This window comes from Achromobacter sp. Root83 (genome assembly GCF_001428845.1).
In the GTDB taxonomy this organism is placed as follows: domain Bacteria; phylum Pseudomonadota; class Gammaproteobacteria; order Burkholderiales; family Burkholderiaceae_B; genus Achromobacter.
Genome location: NZ_LMIU01000005.1, coordinates 1 through 21138 on the forward strand (window position 1 = coordinate 1; position 21138 = coordinate 21138).

The window sequence follows — 21138 nt, forward strand, 5'->3', positions numbered from 1 at the left end:
CATCACCCCCGTCGACATCTCCGAACAGTTCACCGATGCCGACACCGGCGACGAGCTGACCTACTCGGCCACCGGCCTGCCCCCGGGCCTGACCATCGACCCGGACACCGGCATCATCTCCGGCACCCTGGACAAGTCCGCCTCGCAAGGCGGCGAGCACGGCGTCTACGCCGTCACCATCACCGCCACCGACAAGAGCGGCGCGTCGGTCTCGCAAGACTTCTCGTGGGACGTCGCCAACCCGGCGCCCACCGCCGTCGCCGACAATGGCGCGACCGACGAAGACAACGCCCTGAACGTGGACGCCGAAAACGGCGTGCTGGCCAATGACACCGATCCGGACGGCGACGCCCTCCATGTCTCGCAGGTCAATGGCCAGGCGGGCAATGTGGGCACGGCCGTTGCCGGNCTGAACGCCGACGGCTCCTACAGCTTCAACCCCGGGTCGACTTTCAACAGCCTGCCCGCCGGCGAGACCGCCACCAGCTCGATCACCTACACCGTCTCGGACGGCCAAGGCGGCGCCAGCACGGCCACCCTGACTGTCACCGTCACCGGCACCAACGACAACCCCGCCCTCACCCCGGGCGTGACGCTGGACGACCAGGCCAACAACGACGGCCAACGCATCACCCCCGTCGACATCTCCGAACAGTTCACCGATGCCGATACCGGCGACGAGCTGACCTACTCGGCCACCGGCCTGCCCCCGGGCCTGACGATCGATCCGGATACCGGCATCATCTCCGGCACCCTGGACAAGTCCGCCTCACAAGGCGGCGAGCATGGCGTCTATGCCGTCACCATCACCGCCACCGACAAGAGCGGCGCATCGGTCNCCCCGGGCCTGACCATCGATCCGGATACCGGCATCATCTCCGGCACCCTGGACAAGTCCGCCTCACAAGGCGGCGAGCATGGCGTCTATGCCGTCACCATCACCGCCACCGACAAGAGCGGCGCATCGGTCTCGCAAGACTTCTCGTGGGACGTCAAGAACCCGGCGCCGACCGCCGTCGCCGACAGCGGCGACACCGACCAAGGCACGACGCTCAGCGTCACCGCCAAGGACGGCGTGCTGGCCAATGACACCGATCCGGATGGCGATGCCCTGCACGTCTCGCTGGTCAATGGCCAGGCGGGCAACGTGGGCACGGCCGTTGCCGGCGTGGGCGGCGGCACCTTCACGCTGAACGCCGACGGCTCCTACAGCTTCAACCCCGGGTCGACTTTCAACAGCCTGCCCNGTGGGCACGGCCGTTGCCGGCGTGGGCGGCGGCACCTTCACGCTGAACGCCGACGGCTCCTACAGCTTCAACCCCGGGTCGACTTTCAACAGCCTGCCCGCCGGCGAGACCGCCACCAGCTCGATCACCTACACCGTCTCCGACGGCCAAGGCGGCACCAGCACGGCCACCCTGACTGTCACCATCACCGGCACGAATGCGGCTCCGGTTCTGGTGCCCCATACCAACGAAATTCTGGAAGATCAAACCGCGTCCGGCAACGTACTGACTGGCGCCACGGATGCCGATCACGACACGCTGACCGTCACGGAGTACACGATCAACGGAAGAACGTACACCGCTGGTACCTCCACGACCATCACGGATGTCGGCACGATCGTTATCAACGCCAATGGCAGCTACACCTTCAACCCCGCGGCGAACTGGAATGGGGAAGTTCCGCAGATCACCTACAGCGTGACTGACGGCGAGACCACCACCTCATCCAGTCTGAACATCGATGTTCTGCCCGTCAACGACGCACCTAGTTCCGAAGATGGCTCGGCCAACGTGGCGGAAGGCAAGACCTACACCTTCGGGACGGACGATTTTGCATTTTCCGATCCGGTGGAAGGCCACTCACTGGTCTCGGTGACGATCGACTCCCTGCCGTCCGGCGGCACGCTGTATATCGACGGCCGTCCGGTCCTTCAAGGGCAGGAGATCAGGGCAGCCGACATCGAAGGCGGCAAACTGGTCTTTAAGCCCGACGCATCCAACGTCGGCGAAAACGCAGGCTCATCCTTCCAGTTCCACGTCAAGGACTCTGGCGGTACCGCCAACGGCGGCCAGGACAGCTCCAGCCCGCAGACTTTCGAAATCCACGTGGATCAGTTCGTGGGCGCCGGCAACGGCAACGACACCGTCAAGGGCGGTTCGGGCAACGACGTGCTGCTGGGCGACCAAGGCGGCATGCTGAAGAACGTGACCCCGGGCACCAGCTACAACATCGCCCTGGTGCTCGACCTGTCCGACTCGATGAACGACTCGTGGGGCAGCGGTTCCAGCAAGGAGACGCGACTGGCGACTGCAAAGAAGGCATTGCGCTCACTGCTGGAAGATCTGGTGGACCACGAGGGCACGATCAACATCTCGTTGATCACGTTCAAGGGCACCTCCAGCACGCTGCAAACTTCCATTTCCGGTCTGGACGATAGCAACATCGATCAGATCGTCAATAAGATCCTGGGCCTGAGCGCAAGCGGCAACACGCCCTATGGTGCGGCGTTCAACGAAGCGACCGATTGGTTTGACGACCAGCCCAAGGTGGACGCTTATGGCAAGCCCTACGAGAACCTGACGTTCTTCCTGACAGATGGCGAACCCACTGATTCCTCGTGGTCCCGCGACCAGGCGTTCACCAACTTGGCCGGCGTGAGCCAGGTGCACGGTATCGGCATCGGCGATGGTGTATCCGTGTCCACCTTGGACAAGTACGACAACACGGGCGGCAATTACACGACTGGCGGTTCCGTCTATGCGAATTTCGAGAATACTCAAGGACTGAACAACCCCACCAACTGGGTGAAGACCGGCACTGGCGAACTGACCAGGTATGACGCAGGCAACTGGTGGTCCAGCGACTACAAGCTGCGCATCACCGATTCGAATCCGAACGGCCAGGCTTTCACCGTCACCATGCCGGAATCGCAGAAGATGATCATCACTGCGGCATCCGGCGCCTCGTTCGGGTTCAGCGCGACGATGGGCAACAAGGCCGCGGCCGACACTTTCGAGTGGCGCTTGCTGATGAAGGTCGGCTCGGAGTGGAAGGTTGTCGAACGCGGTACCCAGGCCGATACCATGACGGGTATCCATGGCCCCGGCGAATACCGCTTCGAATTCGCGGTGAACGACAATAGCAACAACGGAGATCGTTTCCGCGTCGACATAGACGACATCCGGTCATACACGTCCGGCCGCATTGGCGAGTCCCAAGTCGTGCGAGACCCTTCGGATCTGGAAACCGCGCTGGTCGGCGGCAGCACGACCGATGAACTTGCCCCGGTCGGCAACGACAAGCTTTTCGGCGGCGAAGGGTCGGACATCCTGTTTGGCGACACGATCAATTCGGATCATTTGCCGTGGGGAACTGGCGGCAACCCCGCCAAACCCGCGGACTTGCCAGAAGGCTCCGGCCTGGATGCGCTCAAGCTGTTCTTACTCATGAAGAACGGCACGCAGCCCACGGACGCCGATCTGCATAAGTACATATCCGACAACCACGGTCTCTTTGACGTGGCGGGCGACACGCGCGGCGGCAACGACGAATTGCATGGCGGTGCGGGCAACGACATCCTGTACGGCCAAGGCGGCGACGACATACTCTACGGCGATGACGGCAACGACATCCTGTATGGCGGCGCCGGCAAGGACACGCTGCATGGCGGCGCTGGCAACGATGTGCTGATCGGCGGCAAGGGCGACGACATCCTGTACGGCAATGGCGGCAGCGATACCTTCAAGTGGGAACTGGGCGACCAGGGCACCACGGCGCAGCCGGCGGTGGACGTCATCAAGGATTTCTCGAACGCCGCGGTTTCCGCCGGCGGAGACGTACTGGATCTGAAGGACCTGCTGCAGCAGGAGACGGATGGCACGTTGAGCCAGTATCTCCACTTCTCGAAGGATCCGGCGAACAGCGCCAACACGATCATCGAAATCAGCACCACGGGCAAGATCGGCCAGGGTGCGGACCAGAAGATCGTGCTGGAGAACGTCGACCTGACGGACGGCGGCAGGCTTGCAACCGACCATGCCATCATCAATGACCTGCTGACGAAGGGGAAGCTGCACGTCGACCACAACAACTAACCTGCAGCGCGGGGAGAGCCGACGGCGCTCTCCCCGTTTAACGCCGCACATTTTTTCCAAGGGCACCTCCAAGATCCCCGAAAAATGTGAAAATCCGTTTCATGTCATCGCCTCGCCGCTACAACAGCACGCTCACTCTATGCCGAGTGGCTCTGCTATGCCTGGCCTGCGGCTGGGGCGGCAGCTCTGCCCTTGAAGTGAATTCCGATCGGCTGCAAAGCCTGTCGGTCAATCGCTATGGTGCGAAAGGCTCCAAATCGGTCTCAAACTGGCTGCAGCTATTGCGCACCCCTGCGCCTGCGCTGGACAAAGACAGGCTGACGCTGGCCAACGATTTCTGGAACCGCGCCCTGCTTTCCGGCGAAGACGTGAACATCTGGAAGCAGGCCGACTATTGGGCCACGCCCCTGGAATCGCTGGGCAAAGGCGCGGGCGATTGCGAAGACTACGTCATCGGCAAGTATTTCACCCTGCTGGCGCAGGGCGTCCCGGCCAACAAGCTGCGTTTCATCTATGTCCGCGCCCGCATCGGCGGCCCCGCCAGCAGCAGCCAGGTGGCCCACATGGTGCTGGGCTATTACGAAACCCCGAACGCCGTCCCGCTGGTGCTGGACAGCCTGATCTCAACCATTCTGCCGGCGACGCAGCGGCGCGACCTGACGCCGGTATTCAGTTTCAACGCCGACGGCGTCTACGTGGACGGCAAGGCAGCCGCGCCCGTGGACCGTCTCAGCCGCTGGCGCGATCTTCTTCAACGCATGGAACGGGAAGGCATCCGCCCCTGATGTCCGGAAACAAGACTATGTCCATACTTCGTCAGCTACTGCTCAGCGTGACCCTTGCCATCAGCGTCATCTTGCTGGGCACTCTGGCGCTCAGCGTCAACTCCGCGCGCGAATACCTGTCGGGCCAGCTCCAGGTGCAGAGCACCGACGCCGCCGTGTCCCTGGCGCTGTCCCTGTCGCAGCCCGCGAACAACGACCCGGTCGTCCAGGAACTGTTGGTGTCGGCGCTGTACGACGGCGGGCATTTTTCGCTGGTGCGCCTGACCGACCCGGACGGCAAGGTCCTGATCGAACGCCAAGCCACGACCACCGCGGCCGCCGTGCCGGCCTGGTTCCAGGCCCTGGCGCCGCTGGATACGCAGCCGGCCACGCATGCGGTCAGCGACGGATGGCGGCAGATCGGCGAGGTCACGCTGATCGCCAACGACGCTTATGCCTGGGAGGCCCTGTGGCGCAGCAGCCTGAAGATGATTGCCCTGGTGGTGGGCGCGGGCATCCTGTGGGCGGTGTTCGCCTTTGTGCTGGTCGGCTGGATCAAGAACCGCCTGCTGCGCGAAATCAGTGACCACGTCCGCAGCATCGGCCAGGATTCGCCGGCCGAGCAGGTCGAGGCGCGCGTTCCCGAGCTGTCCGGCGTCGTCCAGGCCTTGAATCAGACGCGCGAGCGCGTGCACGCCAGCGTCGAAGAGCAAAACGCCAAGATCGAATCGCTGGAGCTCGAACTGAACCAGGACCCCGTGACCGGCTTGCCAAACCGCAAGTACTTCGTCAACGAGTTCCGGCGCGCGCTGGAAGCAAAGCCCGCCCGGACGCCGCACGGGATCGACGGCGGCCATGTGCTGGTGTTCCGTCAACGCGACCTGGCCGATCTGAACCGCTATATGCCCCGCGAGTTCATCGATCAATGGCTGCGCTCGGCATGCGAACGCATCCTGGGCACGTTGAAAAGCATGCATGTGGCGGCGCCCATGCTGGCCCGCCTGAATGGATCGGATTTCGCATTGCTGCTGCCCGGTTGCGCGGCGCCCCAGGCCATGATGGTCGCCGAACAACTGCGCGCGGATCTGCACGCCTCGCGTATTCCGGTCGGCGAAGGCCATTTGTGCCGCTGGGCTCAGGCCATGACCGACTATGGGCACGGCAACCAGGCCGGCCCGGTGCTCGCCCGGCTGGATTTCGGCCTGATGCGCGCCGAAAGCGCCGGCAACGATCAAGTCGTGATCGCGGGCGCTACCGACATGCAATCGCCGTCGGAATCGGGCGAGCGCGCCTGGAAGGATGCCATCCAGTCCGCGTTGGAAGACCATCGTTTCGAACTGGAAACCGAACACCTGGTGGCCCTGGACGGACATACCGTCCGGAACGAGGCGATGCTGATGCTGCGCACCGCCCCCGATCAGGTGCCGATCCCGGCCACGCTCTTCATCCCGCCCGCCGTGCGTCTGGACCTGGTGGCCGACTGCGATCTGGAATCGGTCCGCCTGGGCCTGGACTGGCTGGCCGCCCACGAAGGCGAACTGGCGGTCCGCGTTGCCCTGCCTTCGTTGCGGGGACAGAAATTCCTGCGCCAACTGGCTCTGCTGCTGACCGAGCGCCGGCCCTTGGCGCGCCGCCTGTTCCTTGAGATCGATGCGCACGGCCTGGTGGAATGCCACGAGCAGATCGCCGCCCTGGCGCGTGTCGTCTCGGAGTTCGGGGCGCACCTCGGCGTGCGAAGGCTGGCGCAGCAGTTCGGCGCCATTGCGCAACTGCACACGCTGCCCTTGTCCTACGTGAAGCTGGGCGGCGGTTTCGTGGGCGGAATGTCGCAAAGCCCGGGCAGCCAGCAGTTGACGGCTTCCGTGCTGGAAACGGCGCGGGCCCTGAATATCGCGGTTTACGCGGAAGATGTGCCGGACGCCGAAACGCAGCGCATTCTTGCCGGCCTTGGCATCGGCATCATGCGGGGTCAGGGCGTCAAGACCGCGAGCGCGGCGTAAGAAAGCGGCCTCGCCCCGAGGCCGCGCCCGCTCAACGGGCGGCGTTGCCTTTCGACTGCTCGTACAACGGCATCACCTTCTGCGCCGCCGCTTGCAGATCACCGATCCGCGAGGCGGCCGAAGGGTGGGTCGAAAGGATCTCGGGTGGCGCATTGCCCTGCTCGGCCGCACCCATTTTCTGCCAGAGCGACACGGCGGCGCGCGGGTCATAGCCCGCCCGTGCCGCCAATTCCACCCCCATCCTGTCGGCCTCCGTCTCGTGCGTGCGGCTGTTGGGCAGCGTGAACATCACGCTGGTCAGCTGCTCGCCCAGGTCCGTGGCCGCGGACGAGCCCATGGCGATGGACAGCACCGACAGGCCGAGATTGGTCGCCATCTGCTGGGACACCCGTTCACGCGCGTGCTCGCGCAGCGCGTGCGCGATCTCGTGGCCCAGCACCGCGGCCAGCTCATCGTCGGAAGGCTTGATCTTCGCGATCAGCCCCGTATAGACGGCAATCTTGCCGCCGGGCATGCACCAGGCATTGATCTCGTCGCTGGACAGCACATGCACTTCCCATTTCCAGTTGGCCGCGTCGGGGCGGAACACACCCGCCTGACCGATCAGGCGCTGGGAAATGGCCTGCACGCGTGCCAGCTGCTGGGCGTCGCGATCCAGCAGGCCTTTGGACTTTGCCTCTTTCAGGATGTCGGCGTACTGCTGGGTTGCCTCTTGCTCGAGCGCCTGCGAAGGCACCATGCTGGACATGTACTGGGTTCGGTCGACGCCCACGGCGCCGGACTGCGTGGTATTCATGCCCGTGCAACCTGCCAATGCGGCCAGCGACAGCACGGCTCCGGCATAGCGCAGAAAGTGACGCTTCTGGTTCATGTCGGCCTCCAAGCCATTTCAACAGCGACAGCGTATCAGACCGGCTCGCCGCATTGCCCGCGATGCCGCAGGGCGTGGTCGATGAGCACGAGCGCCAGCATGGCTTCGGCAATGGGGGTGGCCCGGATGCCAACGCACGGATCATGGCGACCCAAGGTCTGCACCAGCACGGGCTCATTGGCGCGGTTGACCGAGCGACGCTCGACCCGGATGCTGGATGTGGGCTTGATCGCCAGCGACACGGTGATCGGCTGGCCGGTGGAAATGCCCCCCAATACCCCGCCCGCATGGTTGGTCAGGAAGCCATCGGGGGTGATCTCGTCGCCGTGCTCCGAGCCGCGTTGCGCGATGCAGTCAAAACCCGCGCCGATGGACACGCCCTTTACCGCATTCAGGCCCATCATCACGTGCGCGATGTCGGCATCGAGGCGGTCGTAGATAGGTTCGCCCCAGCCCGCGGGCAAGTTTTCGGCCACGACTTCGATGCGCGCGCCGACGGAATCCCCGTCGCGGCGCAACTGGTCCATGTAGGCTTCGAGTTCTGGGACGACCTCGGCGTTGGGCGCGTAGAACGGATTGTTGGGCACTTCGTCCCAGGACACGAAAGGAATCGCAACGGGGCCAAGCTGGCTCATGTAGCCGCGCACCTTCACGCCGTACTGCTCGGACAGCCACTTCTTGGCAATCGCGCCCGCCGCCACGGTGGGCGCCGTCAACCGCGCCGACGAACGTCCTCCGCCGCGCGGGTCGCGCACGCCAAACTTGCGCCAGTAGGCGTAGTCGGCATGCCCGGGCCGGAAGGTGTCGGCAATGTTGGAGTAGTCCTTGCTGCGCGCATCGGTATTGCGAATCAGGAGGCCGATCGGCGTGCCGGTGGTGACCCCTTCGTATACGCCCGACAGGATCTCTACCTGGTCCGCTTCCTGGCGCTGCGTGACGTGGCGCGAGGTGCCCGGACGGCGCCGGTCCAATTCAAGCTGGATGTCGGAGGCGTCCAGGGCCAATCCCGGAGGACAGCCGTCGACGACACAACCGATGGCCGGCCCGTGGGATTCGCCGAAATTCGTGACGGTAAAGAGGGTACCTAGGGTATTGCCGGGCATAGGGAGTCAACAGGGTCGGGTTTGCAAGCAACCCCGATTATGACACCGCCGAGGCCAAAGCCTGGATTTCGGACGCCGGCGCGGGCCGGCCCAGCAGGAAGCCCTGCATCACCCGGCAGCCCAGGGACTTCAGGATTTCACGCTGGCCTTCGGTCTCGACGCCTTCGGCCACCACGGGCAAATGCATCGCCTGGCACAGGCCGAACAGCGCGGAAACGACCTCGCGGCTGCCCGCATCGGATTCCAGCGCCGAGATGAAACTGCGATCGATCTTGACCCAATCGATAGGCAGGTGCCGCAGGTGATTCAGGCTGGAGTAGCCGCAACCGAAGTCGTCCAGCGCCACGCCGATCCCCTTGTCACGCAAGGTGTTCAGGATTTTCACGTGCCGTTCGTAGTGCAGGATGAAGATGGATTCGGTGATTTCCAGCACCAGCTTGCGCGGCGCCAGACGGGTCGAGGCCAATACGTCGGTAACGAGCTGGACCAGGCCGTCCTCGTTCATCTGCTTGACCGACAGGTTCACATGCACGCGCCAGGCGGACGGCCAAAGCGCCGCTTGCGAACATGCGCGCTCCAGGATCCACGCGCCCAGCGGCACGATCAGGCCGCTGCGCTCAGCCAGTTCTATGGTCACGGCGGGAGAGACGCTGCCCAGTTCGGGGTGGTGCCAGCGCAGCAGCGCCTCGCAGCCCTGCACGACGCCGGTGCCGCTGTCGCAGACCGGCTGGTAATACAGTTCAAACTGTTCCATGGCCGGGGTGGTCAGCGCCAGTCTCAGGTCGTTTTCCAGCCCCTGCTGGTCCCGCTGGCGAGCGAGCAGCCGGAAATCGAACAGGTTCCAGCCCGGGCCGCCGCGCTCTTTGAGCGGAACCAGGGCCACCTGCACGCAGCGCTGCAATTCCTCGACGCTGCGGCCGTGCTCGGGATACAGCGCGGCTCCGATCCGAAAAACGGCAATGAGAGGACGCCCCCCGAGATCGTAGGGTGCGCTCAGATCTTCCAGCAGTTTGGCCGACACCTGCGCCGCGCCCTGTTCGTCCACCTCCGGCACACAGACGGTGAACGCGTCGGTGCCGGTGCGCGCAGCCATGCCGCCCAAGGTACGGGTAATGAGGCTGAGCCGGTCCGCCACCAGCACCAGCAGCGCCTGGTCTTCACCGGCGCGAAGCATGGCGCTGATCTGGGCGTAGTGTTCAAAACTGATCAGGAAGAAGGCACCCTGGCGGGCGGCCCCTTGAGGTTTGCCAAGCCACGCGCGCGCGCGACGATGCAGCTCCTGTTGGCTAAGGAGGCCAGTCAATTCGTCGCGCGTCAGGCGGCGGCGCAACGCGCGTTCCCGGCGAACGAACAACAGACTTATCGCTGCAAGTGCGCCCCCGAGGGTCAGGCACAGTGCGAGCAGGTAACTCTCACGCACGGAGCCCCCTATCTATACGCCCCTGACGTTGCGGCCCGCACACGGGCCCAAGGGCTGTAACATTCTTTAAATTATGCATTGTTTTCGCAAAAAGACGCCACATTTCAGAGGCAACGCACCCCTTTTTACTGAATTCCTTCGGATCTGTGTCTGCTCTTGGCGGCACATGACGGGTCCTGGTTAGCGGTCGCTGGCCGGTCCTTTTCGCCATGCCTTGCCCTTTCTACGACAGCCGAACCCCAAAAATTAATACGCTGTGTCTCAATAGTTCTCAGTGAGGCAATTATCACGAGCGAAATAATTGCACAGGTTGTCTGAAATCGAACCAGATTTCGTAATATTCTGTGCGTTCTGTGACATGCCGAATTACAGTGTAAGCGCCGTCACCGAGCTATTGGTAACGTGTGTCACGTTTCTTATCCAGGTTTTTTTCCCCTGCCAGGGCCCTCGCTGCGTGCTGCCTCCCTTTGAAGGCCAACCGAGCGCCCCACGACGCAGGCAACCGCGCAGTTCAGGAAGGGACCCTCAAGTACATGCCTACCCTACGCCGGCTACTTTTATGTTCCGCCCTGCTGATCGGGTTCATCCTGCTTGGCGCCCAGGCCTTGGGCATGCTGGCGGCGCACCGCTATCTGAATGCCCAACTGGCGCAGCAAAGTGAAGCGGGCGTCAACGCGTTGGCGTGGGCGCTGTCGCATGGCGAGGCGACTGGCGCCGAACAGGCGAAACTGGCAGACGAACTGTTCGGACAAGGCCTGTACTCCCTGGTGCGTATCACGAACGAAGGGAATGCAGTCAGCGCGGAACGGCGCCTGCATCCGGACGGCTCTAGCCGCGAGCGGGACTGGCGCGGCGCGTGGCTCAATATGGAAGCGCCCGTGGTGTCCCGGCCGTTCACTGCCGCGGACGGTGGGACAAAAGGCACCATAACGGTGCAATCGGACGCCCGGCTGGCGCGCGATACCCTATGGCAAGGCGGCATGAGAGTGCTTGGCCTGGTGCTGGCCGCTGGCGTCTTCTGGGCGCTCTTCGCCGTCAACCTCGTCCGCTGGATAGAAGCGCGAACCTCGCGCGACATCTGCGAGCGCGTACGCGCCCTTGCCCCGGGCAACGAAACACCATTGACGGGATCGTGCGAACTCGTCGGGGTGGATCAGGCACTGGTGGACGCGCAGCGCAGAGTGGCGGCCACGGTACAGGAACAGAACGCCAGGATCGAATCCCTGCAAAGCGAGATCTATCGGGATCCCATCACCCGCCTGTCCAACCGGAAGTATTTCGTCGACCAGTTCCGGCAGGCGCTGGCCGACAAGACCCACGACGCGGGGGGGCATCTGTTGATGTTCCGCCAGCGCGACCTGGCCCAGATCAACCGGCATCTGTCGCGCGCCTTCACGGACCAGTGGCTGCGTTCGTCGTCGGACCGGCTGCGCAAGCTGGTGGCGGAATTCGGCGGACCGGCCTCGCAGGTCGCCCGCATCAGCGGATCGGACTTCGCGCTACTGCTGCCGCGCACCTCCGCGCCGCAGGCCAGCCTGCTTGCCGAACGCGTGCGGCGCGAACTGCGTTCGCTGCGTGTGCCAATGGATAAATACGGATGGTGCCGCTGGGCGCTGGCCATGGCGGCCTTCGCGCCGGGCGACAACATGAGCGATACGCTGGCGCGGCTGGATCACGCGCTGATGTGCGCCGAAAGCGCCGATGACGATCAGATCACGCCGGCCAGCCAGGCGGCCGACAGCACCCGCATCGGCGAATACAGCTGGCACGACGCCCTGATCACGGCCCTGGAGCAGCACCGGTTCTCGCTTTCGGCCCAGCCGCTGCATGACCTGTCCGGCGCGCTGCTGCATCACGAAGCCAGACTGACTCTGCACGACCTTTCCGGCACCGATCCCGTGCCGGCCTCCATCTTCATGCCGCCCGCGGTACGCCTCGGCCTGTCGGCCGATTGCGACATCCAGGCGATCAGGCTGGGGCTGGACTGGCTGTTCACCCATGACGGCGCGCTGACAGTGCCCGTCTCGCTGGCGTCGCTGGCACAGGGGTCCTTTCTGCTCAGACTCGAGCGCATGCTGGCCGACCGCCCGGCGCTGACGTTGCGCCTGATCATCGAGGTCGATGCCGTGGGCCTGGTGGAACACGGGGCCGACGTGCGCCAGCTCTGCGACATCGTCACCAGCGCGGGCGCCCGTGTCGGCCTGTCGCGGCTGTCACAGCAATTCGGCGCCATGGAACACCTGCACGAATTTCCCGTGTCGTACCTGACGCTATGCGGCAGCTTCATCGCCGGACTGCTGCACAGCCCCGGCAGCCAGCATCTTGCGGCCACCGTGGTCGCCACCGCCATGACCCTCGACATGGCGGTCTACGCCGCGGACGTCCCCGACACGGCCACGCAATTCGTTCTGGAAGAAATAGGCGTCCGCGCGATACGCGGGGCTGTCGTAAACTTCGCCCACGCGCACGATCTCGCGCTTGATCACCAATGGGTTCCTAGTTGACGGAAGGATTGTTTCTTCGCACCCGCTGGCATTTCCGCCACCGCCGCGCCTGCTCCACGGACGCCACTTCGCAATACTCCTGGTCGCGAATGGGGCTGCTGTTCTGCGTCCTGTTCTGGCCCGGCTACGCCATGGCCTATGGCCTGAATGGCGACTACGAGAACATCCAGTCCGGCCTGACCGCGGGCGTCGCGATCGCTTGCGGCCTGGCGTGCGGCATCGCCTGGGCTCATACCCGGAACACCATGTACGCGGCAGGCCTCGCCTTCATGCTCATTGAAGGTTTGTTCCGCTCGCTGCCCACGCTGATGCCCCCGGGCGCGCTACAGGCAGGGTCATACGCGGCCCTGCTGGCGCTGACGATCCCGCTGTTGCAGGGTTCGCGCATAGCCGCCATGCTCGCGGCAGCATGCCGCTGGACCAGCATCGCGCTGGCCGGCATTGCGGCATTGGCGCTGATCTTCGTCTACGAAACCGAAAACGGCATCCTGCCCACGGCAATCGCCGCCGTCTGTGCCGTCATCAGCCTGCCATTGGCGGCGTGGTTTCTGGCGCGGGCGGCACGGCAGTCACAGGGCCGCGCCTCGTCCCTGGCGCTGGCATTCGCCTACGGTTTTTCGGCCTGGATGCTGTGGCACGACGCCTGGCACGCGGACGGCGCCGACACCGCTGGTATGGCTGCCGAACTGCTGCGGCTGATGCTGGTATCGGGCGCCCTGGCCTGGCTGGCGCTGAGCACGCCCGCTCGGGCGCAGGCCGCTTCGCCCCCCAATGCCATCGACCCTACCGACGCCGAGCATCTCGCCCAGGGAGAACTGCGGCTCGCGGAGCTTGCGGGCGCCCTGGATACGCAGCGCCAGATGAACGCGCTGATTTCGCACGAACTGCGCGCGCCGCTGGCCACCATCAGCGCGGCAGCCCAGTCGTTGGACATGATTCTTTCCGACAGCGGCGAAACCGTCGATAACCGCCTGGCGCGCATCCATCGCTCGGTCACCCGCATGACCGAGCTGATGGACCAATTGCTGAACCAGGACAGGCTGGACGAACAGGCATGGAACCCGCGCGGCGAACAGGCAGACATGGCGGAACTGGCGCGCGATGTCGTCACCGCCATGCAACCGGACACCGCCCATGCGCTGATGCTGCAAGCGGACGGAACCTTGCCCGTGTACTGCGATCGTCCCCTGACCAGCGTGGTGGTGCGTAATCTGATCCACAACGCAATCAAGTATTCACCCGCCAATGAGCCGGTCCGGATTGAAACGGGACACACCCGCGTTGGCGACATGCCGATGACCTGGCTGGCGGTCATTGATCGCGGGGCCGGCATCGGCGAAGAAGAGCAGGCCCGAATCTTCGAGCCGCGCTTCCGGCGTTCCGCGCATCGGGAAACCCAGGGCATGGGGATAGGTCTGTACCTGGCCCGGCGAATCTGCCAAAACCAGGGTGGCTCGCTGACCATGCAAAGCAAGGTGGGCGTCGGCACGCGTTTTGTCGTCACGTTGCCCGCCACCGCCCCGGCGGTGTGACCCCTACCCCGGCGACGGGGGCAGCCGGCCTCAGGCCGCGAACACGTATCCCTGTCCGCGCACTGACAGAACCGGCAGTTTCAGACCCGCGCTCTGCGCCTTGGCGCGCAGACGGCTCACCAGCACATCGATGCGGCGCAGTTCGAAACCGCCCGGGCTGTCGGGCAGAAACAGTTCCGCCAGGGCCTGGCGGCTGACCGCATTGCCAGCGGCATCCATCAAGGCAACCAGGAACGTCCGCTCCTGGGCGCTGAGGTGCAGCGAAGCGCCATCGGGCGCAACCAGGATCCACCCGCCATCCTGCAAGGACCAGTTGGTGTCCGCGGACGCGCGCGTTTCGGCGTCGGCCGGCCGAGGCGCTTTCGCCAGACGCATCCGGCGGGCCAGGCTGCGAATGACCGAGCTGAGTTCAAGTAGATCCACGGGCTTGGTCATATAGACATCGGCGCCGCCCTCCAGCCCGCGCACCCGATCTTCCAGGGCGCTGCGGCCCGTCAGCATCACAATGCCCACCGGGCTCAAGGCACGCAGGCGGGTTGCGACGGAAAAACCATCCTCGCCGGGAAGATGAGCATCCAATATGACGATGTCGCAGGGCTGCTCCTGCAATCGGCGGTAAAACGCCACTGCATTGTCACAGGCAAACGCCACGCGAAAACCGTAGCCGCCCAGGCCTAACGCCAACTCCTCCCGGAAGTCGGCATCATCCTCAAGCAGGCCGATACATAGCAAACCATCTGCGCCAGGCATATTCAGAGTGCTTTATATTGAAATTGTCGACAAATACCCCTGGAGGCCCATTGCAATAAAAGGCCCCGCAGCCGGCAATCTTACGACTTTTACAATGGAAACGAATGATTGCAGCGAAAAAAACCGCGATATTTCACATTTTTGCGCGCTTTTTTTCGTAATCCGTCCGCCACCGTCGATTATCCATCCGCAGATGCCGGTGAACCGCCATCAGGATGAACAGCTCACTTCGATTCCGCCCGCCCAATCCGGCGGCAGCGCCGCATAGCGTTCGTATCCGTCCTGCTCGACGTAGGGATTCCGCAGCAGTTTCATCAGCGTATCTATTTCGCCGGCGTCGCCCGTTTTGGCCGCGCGGATCGCCTCTTCCGCCAAATGGTTGCGCAGCACGTAAACCGGATTGACCGCATTCATGCCTGCGATCACTTCCGGCGCGGGCCGGCCATCCTGAGCCTGACGGGCCAGTAGCCTGTCCAACCAGTCCGCCGCGGCCGTCCGGTCGATGAAAAGATCCTCGAACGTCCGGCGCTGTCCTTGCAGCGCGTTCGCGAGCCGCCGCCAGGTCAGCGTGAAATCGGCCCCATTGGCGTCCATCAGCTTGAGCAGATCGTCCAGCAGCGCTTCGTCCGCGGGCTGCCAGGCCGCCAAACCCAGCTTCGCGCCCATTTTGTCATGGAAGGCCCGCGTGAAAACCGCCTCGAATTCGTCCAGCACGGCGCGCAGGGCCTCTACGTCCTGCACCAGCATGTGCAGGCTGCCGCCAAGCCGGTAAAGATTCCAAAGCGCCACCGAGGGCTGCCGATTCCACGAATAGCGCCCTTCGGAATCCGAATGGTTGCAGACGTGCCCCAGCCGGAAACCATCCATGAATCCATAAGGGCCATAATCCAGCGTCAGCCCCAGGATGGACATATTGTCCGTATTCATCACGCCATGGCAAAACCCCACTGCCTGCCAATCCGCCATCAATAGCGCCGTGCGCCGGGTAACCGCCCGCAGGAGATTTATATATGGCGCGGTTTCATTCCCGGATTCGCCAACAGCCGTTTCGCGGCATTCCGGGTAGTATCGGTCGATCACATAATCGGCCAGTGTCTTGAGCATGTCGGGCTGGCGCCGCGACGACCAGTGCTCGAACGAGCCAAAACGCACAAAACTGGGTGACATGCGCGTCACGATGGCGGCCGTCTCGACGGTCTCGCGCATGACCGGGTCATCCGACACCACCAGCGCCAGCGCACGCGTCGTCGGCACGCCCAGCCCATGCATGGCCTCGCTGGCCAGGTATTCGCGCACCGACGAGCGCAGTACGGCGCGGCCGTCGCCCATGCGGGAATAAGGCGTCATGCCCGAGCCCTTGAGCTGCAGTTCCCATCCCCCCTGAGGACCTTGGACTTCGCCCAGAAGGTGGGCGCGCCCGTCGCCAAGCTGGCCCGCCCAGATGCCAAACTGGTGACCGCTGTAGACGGCGGCCAGGGTGTCGCCACCCGGCAGCGGCTGGGCACCGGAAAATACGCTCAGAAATTCGGGCGTAGATAGGGCATCGGGCGCCAGCCCGATCAGGGCGGCCGCGTCCGCATTCGCATGCAGCAGACGCGGGTTGTTCAGCCCCTGGGGCTCCAGGCGGGTATAAAAGGCCGCGGGCAGGGCCGCAAACGAATTGACGGCTTGCAGTTCGGTCAGGGACAGGGCGTTCATGCGCGTTGACTCCTGGCGGCGCGCTTGGCGGGCCGCACATAGAAAATGGCGCTGAGGAAGAAGGTTGCCGACAGGAGGATTTCGCCCCACGCCATCAACACGGACAGGGGCGCCGGATCCGACATGGCGCGCACCACCCCTTCCATCAGGTACAAAAGCGACAGCATGGCCGCCCATTGGTACGTGTAGATATTGCCGCGTACGATGCCGCGCAGCGGAACCGCCAGCGGCAAGGCCTTCAGCAGCATCCACGAACCTCCCGGCCGCAACGGCGCCACCACCGTTTCCCAGGCGACGCAAAGCACGATCAGCGCAAACAGTGATACCGACGCCAGCAGGCGCAAGCGGGGGTTGAGTTCAGGGTTCATGCTGCTATTATCGCCTGATGAATCGCCCCGCCGAGCCCGCCGCCACCACGCCGGCGGCCACCGAGCCATCGACCTTGCGCTCTTCATGGGTCGCAAGGGCCGGACGCGTCTTTCGTTTTGTTGCTCAACGCGCCAACGAAGAAAAGCTGCTTCAGGTCGCATCCAGCCTGACTTTCACGACGGTCCTGGCGATCGTTCCAATGCTGGCGGTGGTGCTGTCGCTATTTACGGCCTTTCCCGTATTCCAGGAGTTCAGGGTCGCCCTCGAAGACTTCCTGACCCACAGCCTGATGCCGCCGTCCGTCTCGGACAACATCATGGAATATCTGAACCAGTTCGCGCGCCAGGCCTCCCGCCTGACGGCCATTGGCGGCGCTTTTCTGCTGGTCACCTCGCTGCTGCTGATCATGACGATCGACCAGGCGTTCAACGACATCTGGCGCGTCTCGCGCCAGCGGCCCCTGCCCCAGCGGGCACTGGTTTACTGGGCTCTCATCACGCTGGGGCCGGTTCTGGCCGGCGCCAGCCTTTGGGCGACCTCGTTTGTCGCCCGCGAGTCGCTGGGATTGGTCCAGGATGTGCCCGAGGCCGTCAGTGTTGCCGTGTCGTTCATCCCGCTGGTACTGACCGGGCTGGGTTTCGCGGCGCTGTTTGTCGTCGTGCCGAACCGCGACGTGCTGTGGCGCGACGCCCTGGTCGGTGGCGGCGTCACCGCAGTCGTGCTGGAAATCATGAAGTCGGGGTTCGCGTATTACCTGACGCGGTTTCCCACGTACACGGTCATCTACGGCGCCTTCGCAACCCTTCCCATCTTCCTTCTCTGGATCTATCTATCCTGGCTGGCGGTGCTGCTGGGCGCCACCCTCGCATCCAGCGCGCCGCTGATCAGGCTGGGGCGCTGGGAGATCAATCGCTACCCCGGCGCCTCGTTCGTCGACGCGCTGGACGCTTTGCGCGCCCTGCGCAAGGCCCAGGCCACCAGGCCGTCGGGTCTGTCCGCCAACGCGCTGGCCTCGCAGTTGCGGCTCCATCAGGACGAACTGAATGAAGTGCTGGAATCCCTGAGCGCCATGGGACTGGCCACCCGCAGCCCCGAAGACAACTGGATGCTCACCTGCGACGCCAGGGAAACGTCGATGGCGCCCGTGGTGGACCGTTTTCTGCTGGACCGCAGCCAGCCTCGGGTCCGCAATGACCCGGAAATTCTGCGAGTCGCATCCTCCGTGATTTCTCAGCAAAATGCGCCGACGCTGGAAGAACTCTGCGGAGAAGCGCAAAATACCCAAAATGGAATCGCTCCCGTACTGCAATTGGAAGCGAACAAGAAATAGCAAAGCATTCGGGCGTAGTCCGCCCAGGAGGAACCGATGTTGAAGGTCAGCGAGATTTTGCGCGTCAAGGGCGACACGCTCTATACGGCGTCGCCGGACATGCCTGTGTCCCAGGCAGTGCAAACCATGAGCGAACAGGACATAGGCTCGCTGGTGATCATGGAGTTCGGCACCTTGACCGGCATGCTCACGTTCCGAGAAATCATCCGGCACATGCATGCCCATGGCGGCGCCGGCGAAACGACCATCCGTTCCATCATGGACGACGCCCCGGTCAGCGTGTCCCCCAACACCAGCGCCGACGAAGTGCAGCGCCTCATGCTTGAAAAGCACGCGCGCTACATCCCTGTCATGGACGGCCCGACGCTGATGGGCGTCATTTCCTTCTACGACATGGCTCAGGCCATCGTCGCGGCCCAACAGTTCGAAAACAACATGTTGAAGGCCTACATCCGGGACTGGCCCACGGAAAGCCCCGAACCCGCCAAATCCTGAAGCTGAAGCGCCCGCCGCGCCCGCCGCGGACTCACACCCCTACCGGCGCCGCCTCGAACGCGGCGCCGCGTGTATCCGACGATTGCCGCTGGCTGCGCCAGGCGTCATAGATAAGCTCGGGATTGTTGGCCGCCAGCAAGGCCGGATCCGACAGCATCCGCCTCCAGCGGCGCGCGCCGGACTGGCCGTTCACCAATCCCAGCATCGGACGCGTCATCACGCGCAGCGGCACGCCCCTGGCGACCTGCCGCGCGGCGTATTCGGTCATGGCATCCACGACCTGCGCGTCGCTGGGCAGACGCACGGACGGCCACAACTGCAAGGAAACCTCGGACAGCACGCGCGGGGTGTGCCAGGCGGCACGGCCCAGCATCACGCCGTCAAAATCCTCCGAGGCGCGCACGGACTGTCCCGCATCCGCCAACCCGCCATTGAGCACGAAGATGCAATCCGGAAAATCGCGCTTGAGCTGCGTGACCACGTCGTAGCGCAGCGGAGGAATTTCGCGGTTGTCCTTGGGGGACAGGCCTTTAAGCACCGCATTGCGGGCATGCGCAATGAATACCCGGCAGCCCGTGTCGTAGATCTTGCCGACGAAATCGCGGACAAAATCGTAAGATTCTTCGTAATCCAGGCCCAGGCGGTGCTTCACGGTGACCGGAATGTCGACGGCGTCCTGCATGGCTTTCATGCAATCCGCCACCAGCGCCGGCTCCGCCATCAGACAGGCGCCAAACGCGCCCTTTTGCACCCGCTCTGAGGGGCAGCCGCAGTTCAAGTTGATCTCGTCGTAACCCCATTGCCGGCCCAGCCTGGCGGCATGCGCCAGGGCTTCGGGCTCGCTGCCCCCAAGCTGCAGCGCGACGGGGTGCTCGGCCTCGTCAAAGTCCAGGTGACGCGCGACATTGCCGTGCACCAGCGCGCCGGTGGTGATCATTTCCGTGTACAGGCGTGCGCGAGGGGCCAGCAGCCGGTGAAAAAAGCGGCAGTGGCGGTCGGTAACGTCGATCATCGGGGCGACGCATAGCCGCCAATCGGGGGAGTCCAAGAATCACTCTACAAAACAAGGGGATGCGGTATTTTACGGTGCTTGGCGGCATTATGCCCGGCGTCCTGATTCGTCCGCCTTCCGAACAGCCGCCAGGACCAGCCCGCCATGTGGTCTAAAATTGCGCCGCCGCCGCCGTTCAGGCATGTCCGAGCGTCCGTTAACCCCCTTACACCCGCACATCAATGGCCGTATTCACTCCCGTAACCGACGACGACGCGCGCGCCCTTCTGGCGCATTTCGACTTGGGCGAGTTCGTCTCGCTCCGAGGGATTACGGCGGGTATCGAGAATACCAACTATTTCCTGCACACGACGCGGGGTGAATACGTCCTGACGCTGTTCGAAGTGCTGACCCACGCCCAATTGCCGTTCTACATCGAGCTGATGTACCACTTGGCGGAACGTGGCATACCGGTGCCTCAGCCCCAGAACCTGCGTGACGGCACCCGCCTGACCACCCTGCACGGCAAGCCCTGCGCGATCGTGTCGCGCCTGCCCGGCGGCTATGAGCCCGCGCCTGGCGCGGCTCACTGCGCCCTGGCCGGCGCCACGCTGGCCCGCGCACACCTGGCCGCCCAGGACTTCCCTATCCGCCAGCCCAACCTGCGCGGGCTGTCCTGGTGGCTGGAAACGGCCCCGAAGGTCATGCCTTTCCTGGATACGGCCCAAGCCGGCCTTCTTGCTTCGGAGTTGGCCGCCCAACAAGCCGCCACCGCCACGCCCGCGTGGCAGGCGCTGCAGTCGGGTCCGGCCCACTGCGACCTGTTCCGTGACAACGTCCTGTTCGCGGGCACCTTCGAGAATCCGCTCATGGGCGGCATCATCGACTTCTATTTCGCGGGCTGCGATACCTGGCTGTTCGACGTGGCGGTCAGCGTCAATGATTGGTGCATCGACCGCGACTCCGGCGAATTCATCCCTGAATTGGTCCAGTCCTGGCTGAGCGCCTACGCGGGCGTTCGGCCCTTCACCGACGCCGAACGCGAAGTCTGGCCCCTGATGCTGCGCGCGGCCGCCCTGCGGTTCTGGGTTTCCCGCCTGTACGACTTTTTCCTGCCCCGGCCGGCCCAGACCCTCAAGCCGCACGACCCTCGCCACTTCGAAAGAGTGTTGCAAGCGCGCCACCGCTCGACCCTGCCAATATTGCCGTAA

17 protein-coding genes and 1 pseudogene are annotated in these 21138 nt (G+C 64.2%); 11 read left to right on the plus strand and 7 right to left on the minus strand.

The window, feature by feature from the left end:
* Window positions 1-76: 76 nt before the first annotated feature.
* The 6 genes and pseudogenes from ASE30_RS29420 to ASE30_RS07685 all read left to right on the plus strand — a co-directional run.
* A partial coding sequence (locus tag ASE30_RS29420) for a putative Ig domain-containing protein (protein ID WP_235515218.1) occupies window positions 77-408 on the plus strand: 332 nt, incomplete at its 3' end.
* Window position 409: 1 nt separating this feature from the next.
* Window positions 410-838, plus strand: a 429-nt coding sequence (locus ASE30_RS29425) for a putative Ig domain-containing protein (RefSeq protein ID WP_235515209.1), incomplete at its 3' end; no start/stop codon positions are given.
* Between the two features lies 1 nt (window position 839).
* Window positions 840-1246: pseudogene (locus ASE30_RS29430) on the plus strand (Ig-like domain-containing protein); the annotation flags it as partial.
* Window positions 1247-1268: 22 nt separating this feature from the next.
* Window positions 1269-4100, plus strand: a complete 2832-nt coding sequence (locus ASE30_RS28415) for an Ig-like domain-containing protein (RefSeq protein ID WP_304438812.1) — start codon at window positions 1269-1271, stop codon at window positions 4098-4100.
* 101 nt (window positions 4101-4201) lie between these two features.
* On the plus strand, window positions 4202-4885 hold the full coding sequence (locus ASE30_RS07680) for a transglutaminase-like cysteine peptidase (protein ID WP_057283717.1): 684 nt from the start codon (window positions 4202-4204) through the stop codon (window positions 4883-4885).
* Between the two features lie 17 nt (window positions 4886-4902).
* Window positions 4903-6864 (plus strand): LapD/MoxY N-terminal periplasmic domain-containing protein, encoded by a 1962-nt coding sequence (locus ASE30_RS07685; protein ID WP_057283718.1) that lies wholly within the window; start codon window positions 4903-4905, stop codon window positions 6862-6864.
* 31 nt (window positions 6865-6895) lie between these two features.
* On the opposite strand, the gene ASE30_RS07690 is transcribed toward ASE30_RS07685, so the two are convergent.
* The 3 genes from ASE30_RS07690 to ASE30_RS07700 are packed head-to-tail and all read right to left on the minus strand — an operon-like array spanning window position 6896 to window position 10201.
* The gene (locus tag ASE30_RS07690) at window positions 6896-7735 is read right to left on the minus strand and encodes a M48 family metallopeptidase (RefSeq protein WP_057283813.1); all 840 of its coding nucleotides are present in this window, start codon (window positions 7733-7735) and stop codon (window positions 6896-6898) included.
* Window positions 7736-7770: 35 nt separating this feature from the next.
* The gene (gene aroC / locus ASE30_RS07695; protein WP_057283719.1) at window positions 7771-8838 is read right to left on the minus strand and encodes a chorismate synthase; all 1068 of its coding nucleotides are present in this window, start codon (window positions 8836-8838) and stop codon (window positions 7771-7773) included.
* Between the two features lie 37 nt (window positions 8839-8875).
* Entirely contained in the window at window positions 8876-10201 is a 1326-nt protein-coding gene (locus tag ASE30_RS07700) for a bifunctional diguanylate cyclase/phosphodiesterase (RefSeq protein WP_235515220.1), read from the minus strand.
* Between the two features lie 590 nt (window positions 10202-10791).
* Between ASE30_RS07700 and ASE30_RS07705 the strand changes: the two genes are divergently transcribed.
* Entirely contained in the window at window positions 10792-12762 is a 1971-nt protein-coding gene (locus ASE30_RS07705; protein WP_082601499.1) for an EAL domain-containing protein, read from the plus strand.
* Between the two features lie 8 nt (window positions 12763-12770).
* Entirely contained in the window at window positions 12771-14294 is a 1524-nt protein-coding gene (locus tag ASE30_RS07710) for a sensor histidine kinase KdpD (RefSeq protein ID WP_235515210.1), read from the plus strand.
* Between the two features lie 30 nt (window positions 14295-14324).
* Here ASE30_RS07710 and ASE30_RS07715 read toward each other — a convergent pair whose 3' ends face one another.
* The 3 genes from ASE30_RS07715 to ASE30_RS07725 all read right to left on the minus strand — a co-directional run bounded on the left by ASE30_RS07715 (window position 14325) and on the right by ASE30_RS07725 (window position 17110).
* Window positions 14325-15044, minus strand: coding sequence for a response regulator transcription factor (locus tag ASE30_RS07715; protein WP_057283722.1), 720 nt, complete (start codon window positions 15042-15044; stop codon window positions 14325-14327).
* Between the two features lie 210 nt (window positions 15045-15254).
* On the minus strand, window positions 15255-16742 hold the full coding sequence (locus tag ASE30_RS07720; RefSeq protein WP_057283723.1) for a YdiU family protein: 1488 nt from the start codon (window positions 16740-16742) through the stop codon (window positions 15255-15257).
* The gene (locus ASE30_RS07725) at window positions 16739-17110 is read right to left on the minus strand and encodes a DUF2069 domain-containing protein (protein WP_057283724.1); all 372 of its coding nucleotides are present in this window, start codon (window positions 17108-17110) and stop codon (window positions 16739-16741) included. Before ASE30_RS07725 ends, ASE30_RS07720 begins: the two co-directional genes overlap by 4 nt.
* Before the next feature lie 17 nt (window positions 17111-17127).
* Between ASE30_RS07725 and ASE30_RS07730 the strand changes: the two genes are divergently transcribed.
* Together ASE30_RS07730 and ASE30_RS07735 are read left to right on the plus strand one after the other, a co-directional pair.
* Entirely contained in the window at window positions 17128-18441 is a 1314-nt protein-coding gene (locus ASE30_RS07730; RefSeq protein WP_057283725.1) for a YihY family inner membrane protein, read from the plus strand.
* 36 nt (window positions 18442-18477) lie between these two features.
* Window positions 18478-18936 carry a CBS domain-containing protein gene (locus ASE30_RS07735; protein WP_057283726.1) on the plus strand — a complete coding sequence of 153 codons (459 nt, stop codon included), beginning with the start codon at window positions 18478-18480 and terminating at the stop codon, window positions 18934-18936.
* A 31-nt stretch (window positions 18937-18967) separates the two neighbouring features.
* Here the strand turns inward: ASE30_RS07735 and dusA are convergent, their stop codons facing one another.
* Window positions 18968-19984 (minus strand): tRNA dihydrouridine(20/20a) synthase DusA, encoded by a 1017-nt coding sequence (gene dusA, locus ASE30_RS07740; protein ID WP_082601500.1) that lies wholly within the window; start codon window positions 19982-19984, stop codon window positions 18968-18970.
* A gap of 185 nt (window positions 19985-20169) precedes the next feature.
* Between dusA and ASE30_RS07745 the strand changes: the two genes are divergently transcribed.
* The gene (locus tag ASE30_RS07745; RefSeq protein WP_057283728.1) at window positions 20170-21138 is read left to right on the plus strand and encodes a homoserine kinase; all 969 of its coding nucleotides are present in this window, start codon (window positions 20170-20172) and stop codon (window positions 21136-21138) included.

What these genes read in the sequence shown, in the direction of transcription:
- ASE30_RS07680 (WP_057283717.1), top strand. Translation starts at nt 4,202, where the DNA reads ATGTCATCGCCTCGCCGCTACAACAGCACGCTCACTCTATGCCGAGTG.
- ASE30_RS07685 (WP_057283718.1), top strand. Translation starts at nt 4,903, where the DNA reads ATGTCCATACTTCGTCAGCTACTGCTCAGCGTGACCCTTGCCATCAGC.
- ASE30_RS07690 (WP_057283813.1), bottom strand. Translation starts at nt 7,735, where the DNA reads ATGAACCAGAAGCGTCACTTTCTGCGCTATGCCGGAGCCGTGCTGTCG.
- aroC (WP_057283719.1), bottom strand. Translation starts at nt 8,838, where the DNA reads ATGCCCGGCAATACCCTAGGTACCCTCTTTACCGTCACGAATTTCGGC.
- ASE30_RS07705 (WP_082601499.1), top strand. Translation starts at nt 10,792, where the DNA reads ATGCCTACCCTACGCCGGCTACTTTTATGTTCCGCCCTGCTGATCGGG.
- ASE30_RS07715 (WP_057283722.1), bottom strand. Translation starts at nt 15,044, where the DNA reads ATGCCTGGCGCAGATGGTTTGCTATGTATCGGCCTGCTTGAGGATGAT.
- ASE30_RS07720 (WP_057283723.1), bottom strand. Translation starts at nt 16,742, where the DNA reads ATGAACGCCCTGTCCCTGACCGAACTGCAAGCCGTCAATTCGTTTGCG.
- ASE30_RS07725 (WP_057283724.1), bottom strand. Translation starts at nt 17,110, where the DNA reads ATGAACCCTGAACTCAACCCCCGCTTGCGCCTGCTGGCGTCGGTATCA.
- ASE30_RS07730 (WP_057283725.1), top strand. Translation starts at nt 17,128, where the DNA reads ATGAATCGCCCCGCCGAGCCCGCCGCCACCACGCCGGCGGCCACCGAG.
- ASE30_RS07735 (WP_057283726.1), top strand. Translation starts at nt 18,478, where the DNA reads ATGTTGAAGGTCAGCGAGATTTTGCGCGTCAAGGGCGACACGCTCTAT.
- ASE30_RS07745 (WP_057283728.1), top strand. Translation starts at nt 20,170, where the DNA reads ATGGCCGTATTCACTCCCGTAACCGACGACGACGCGCGCGCCCTTCTG.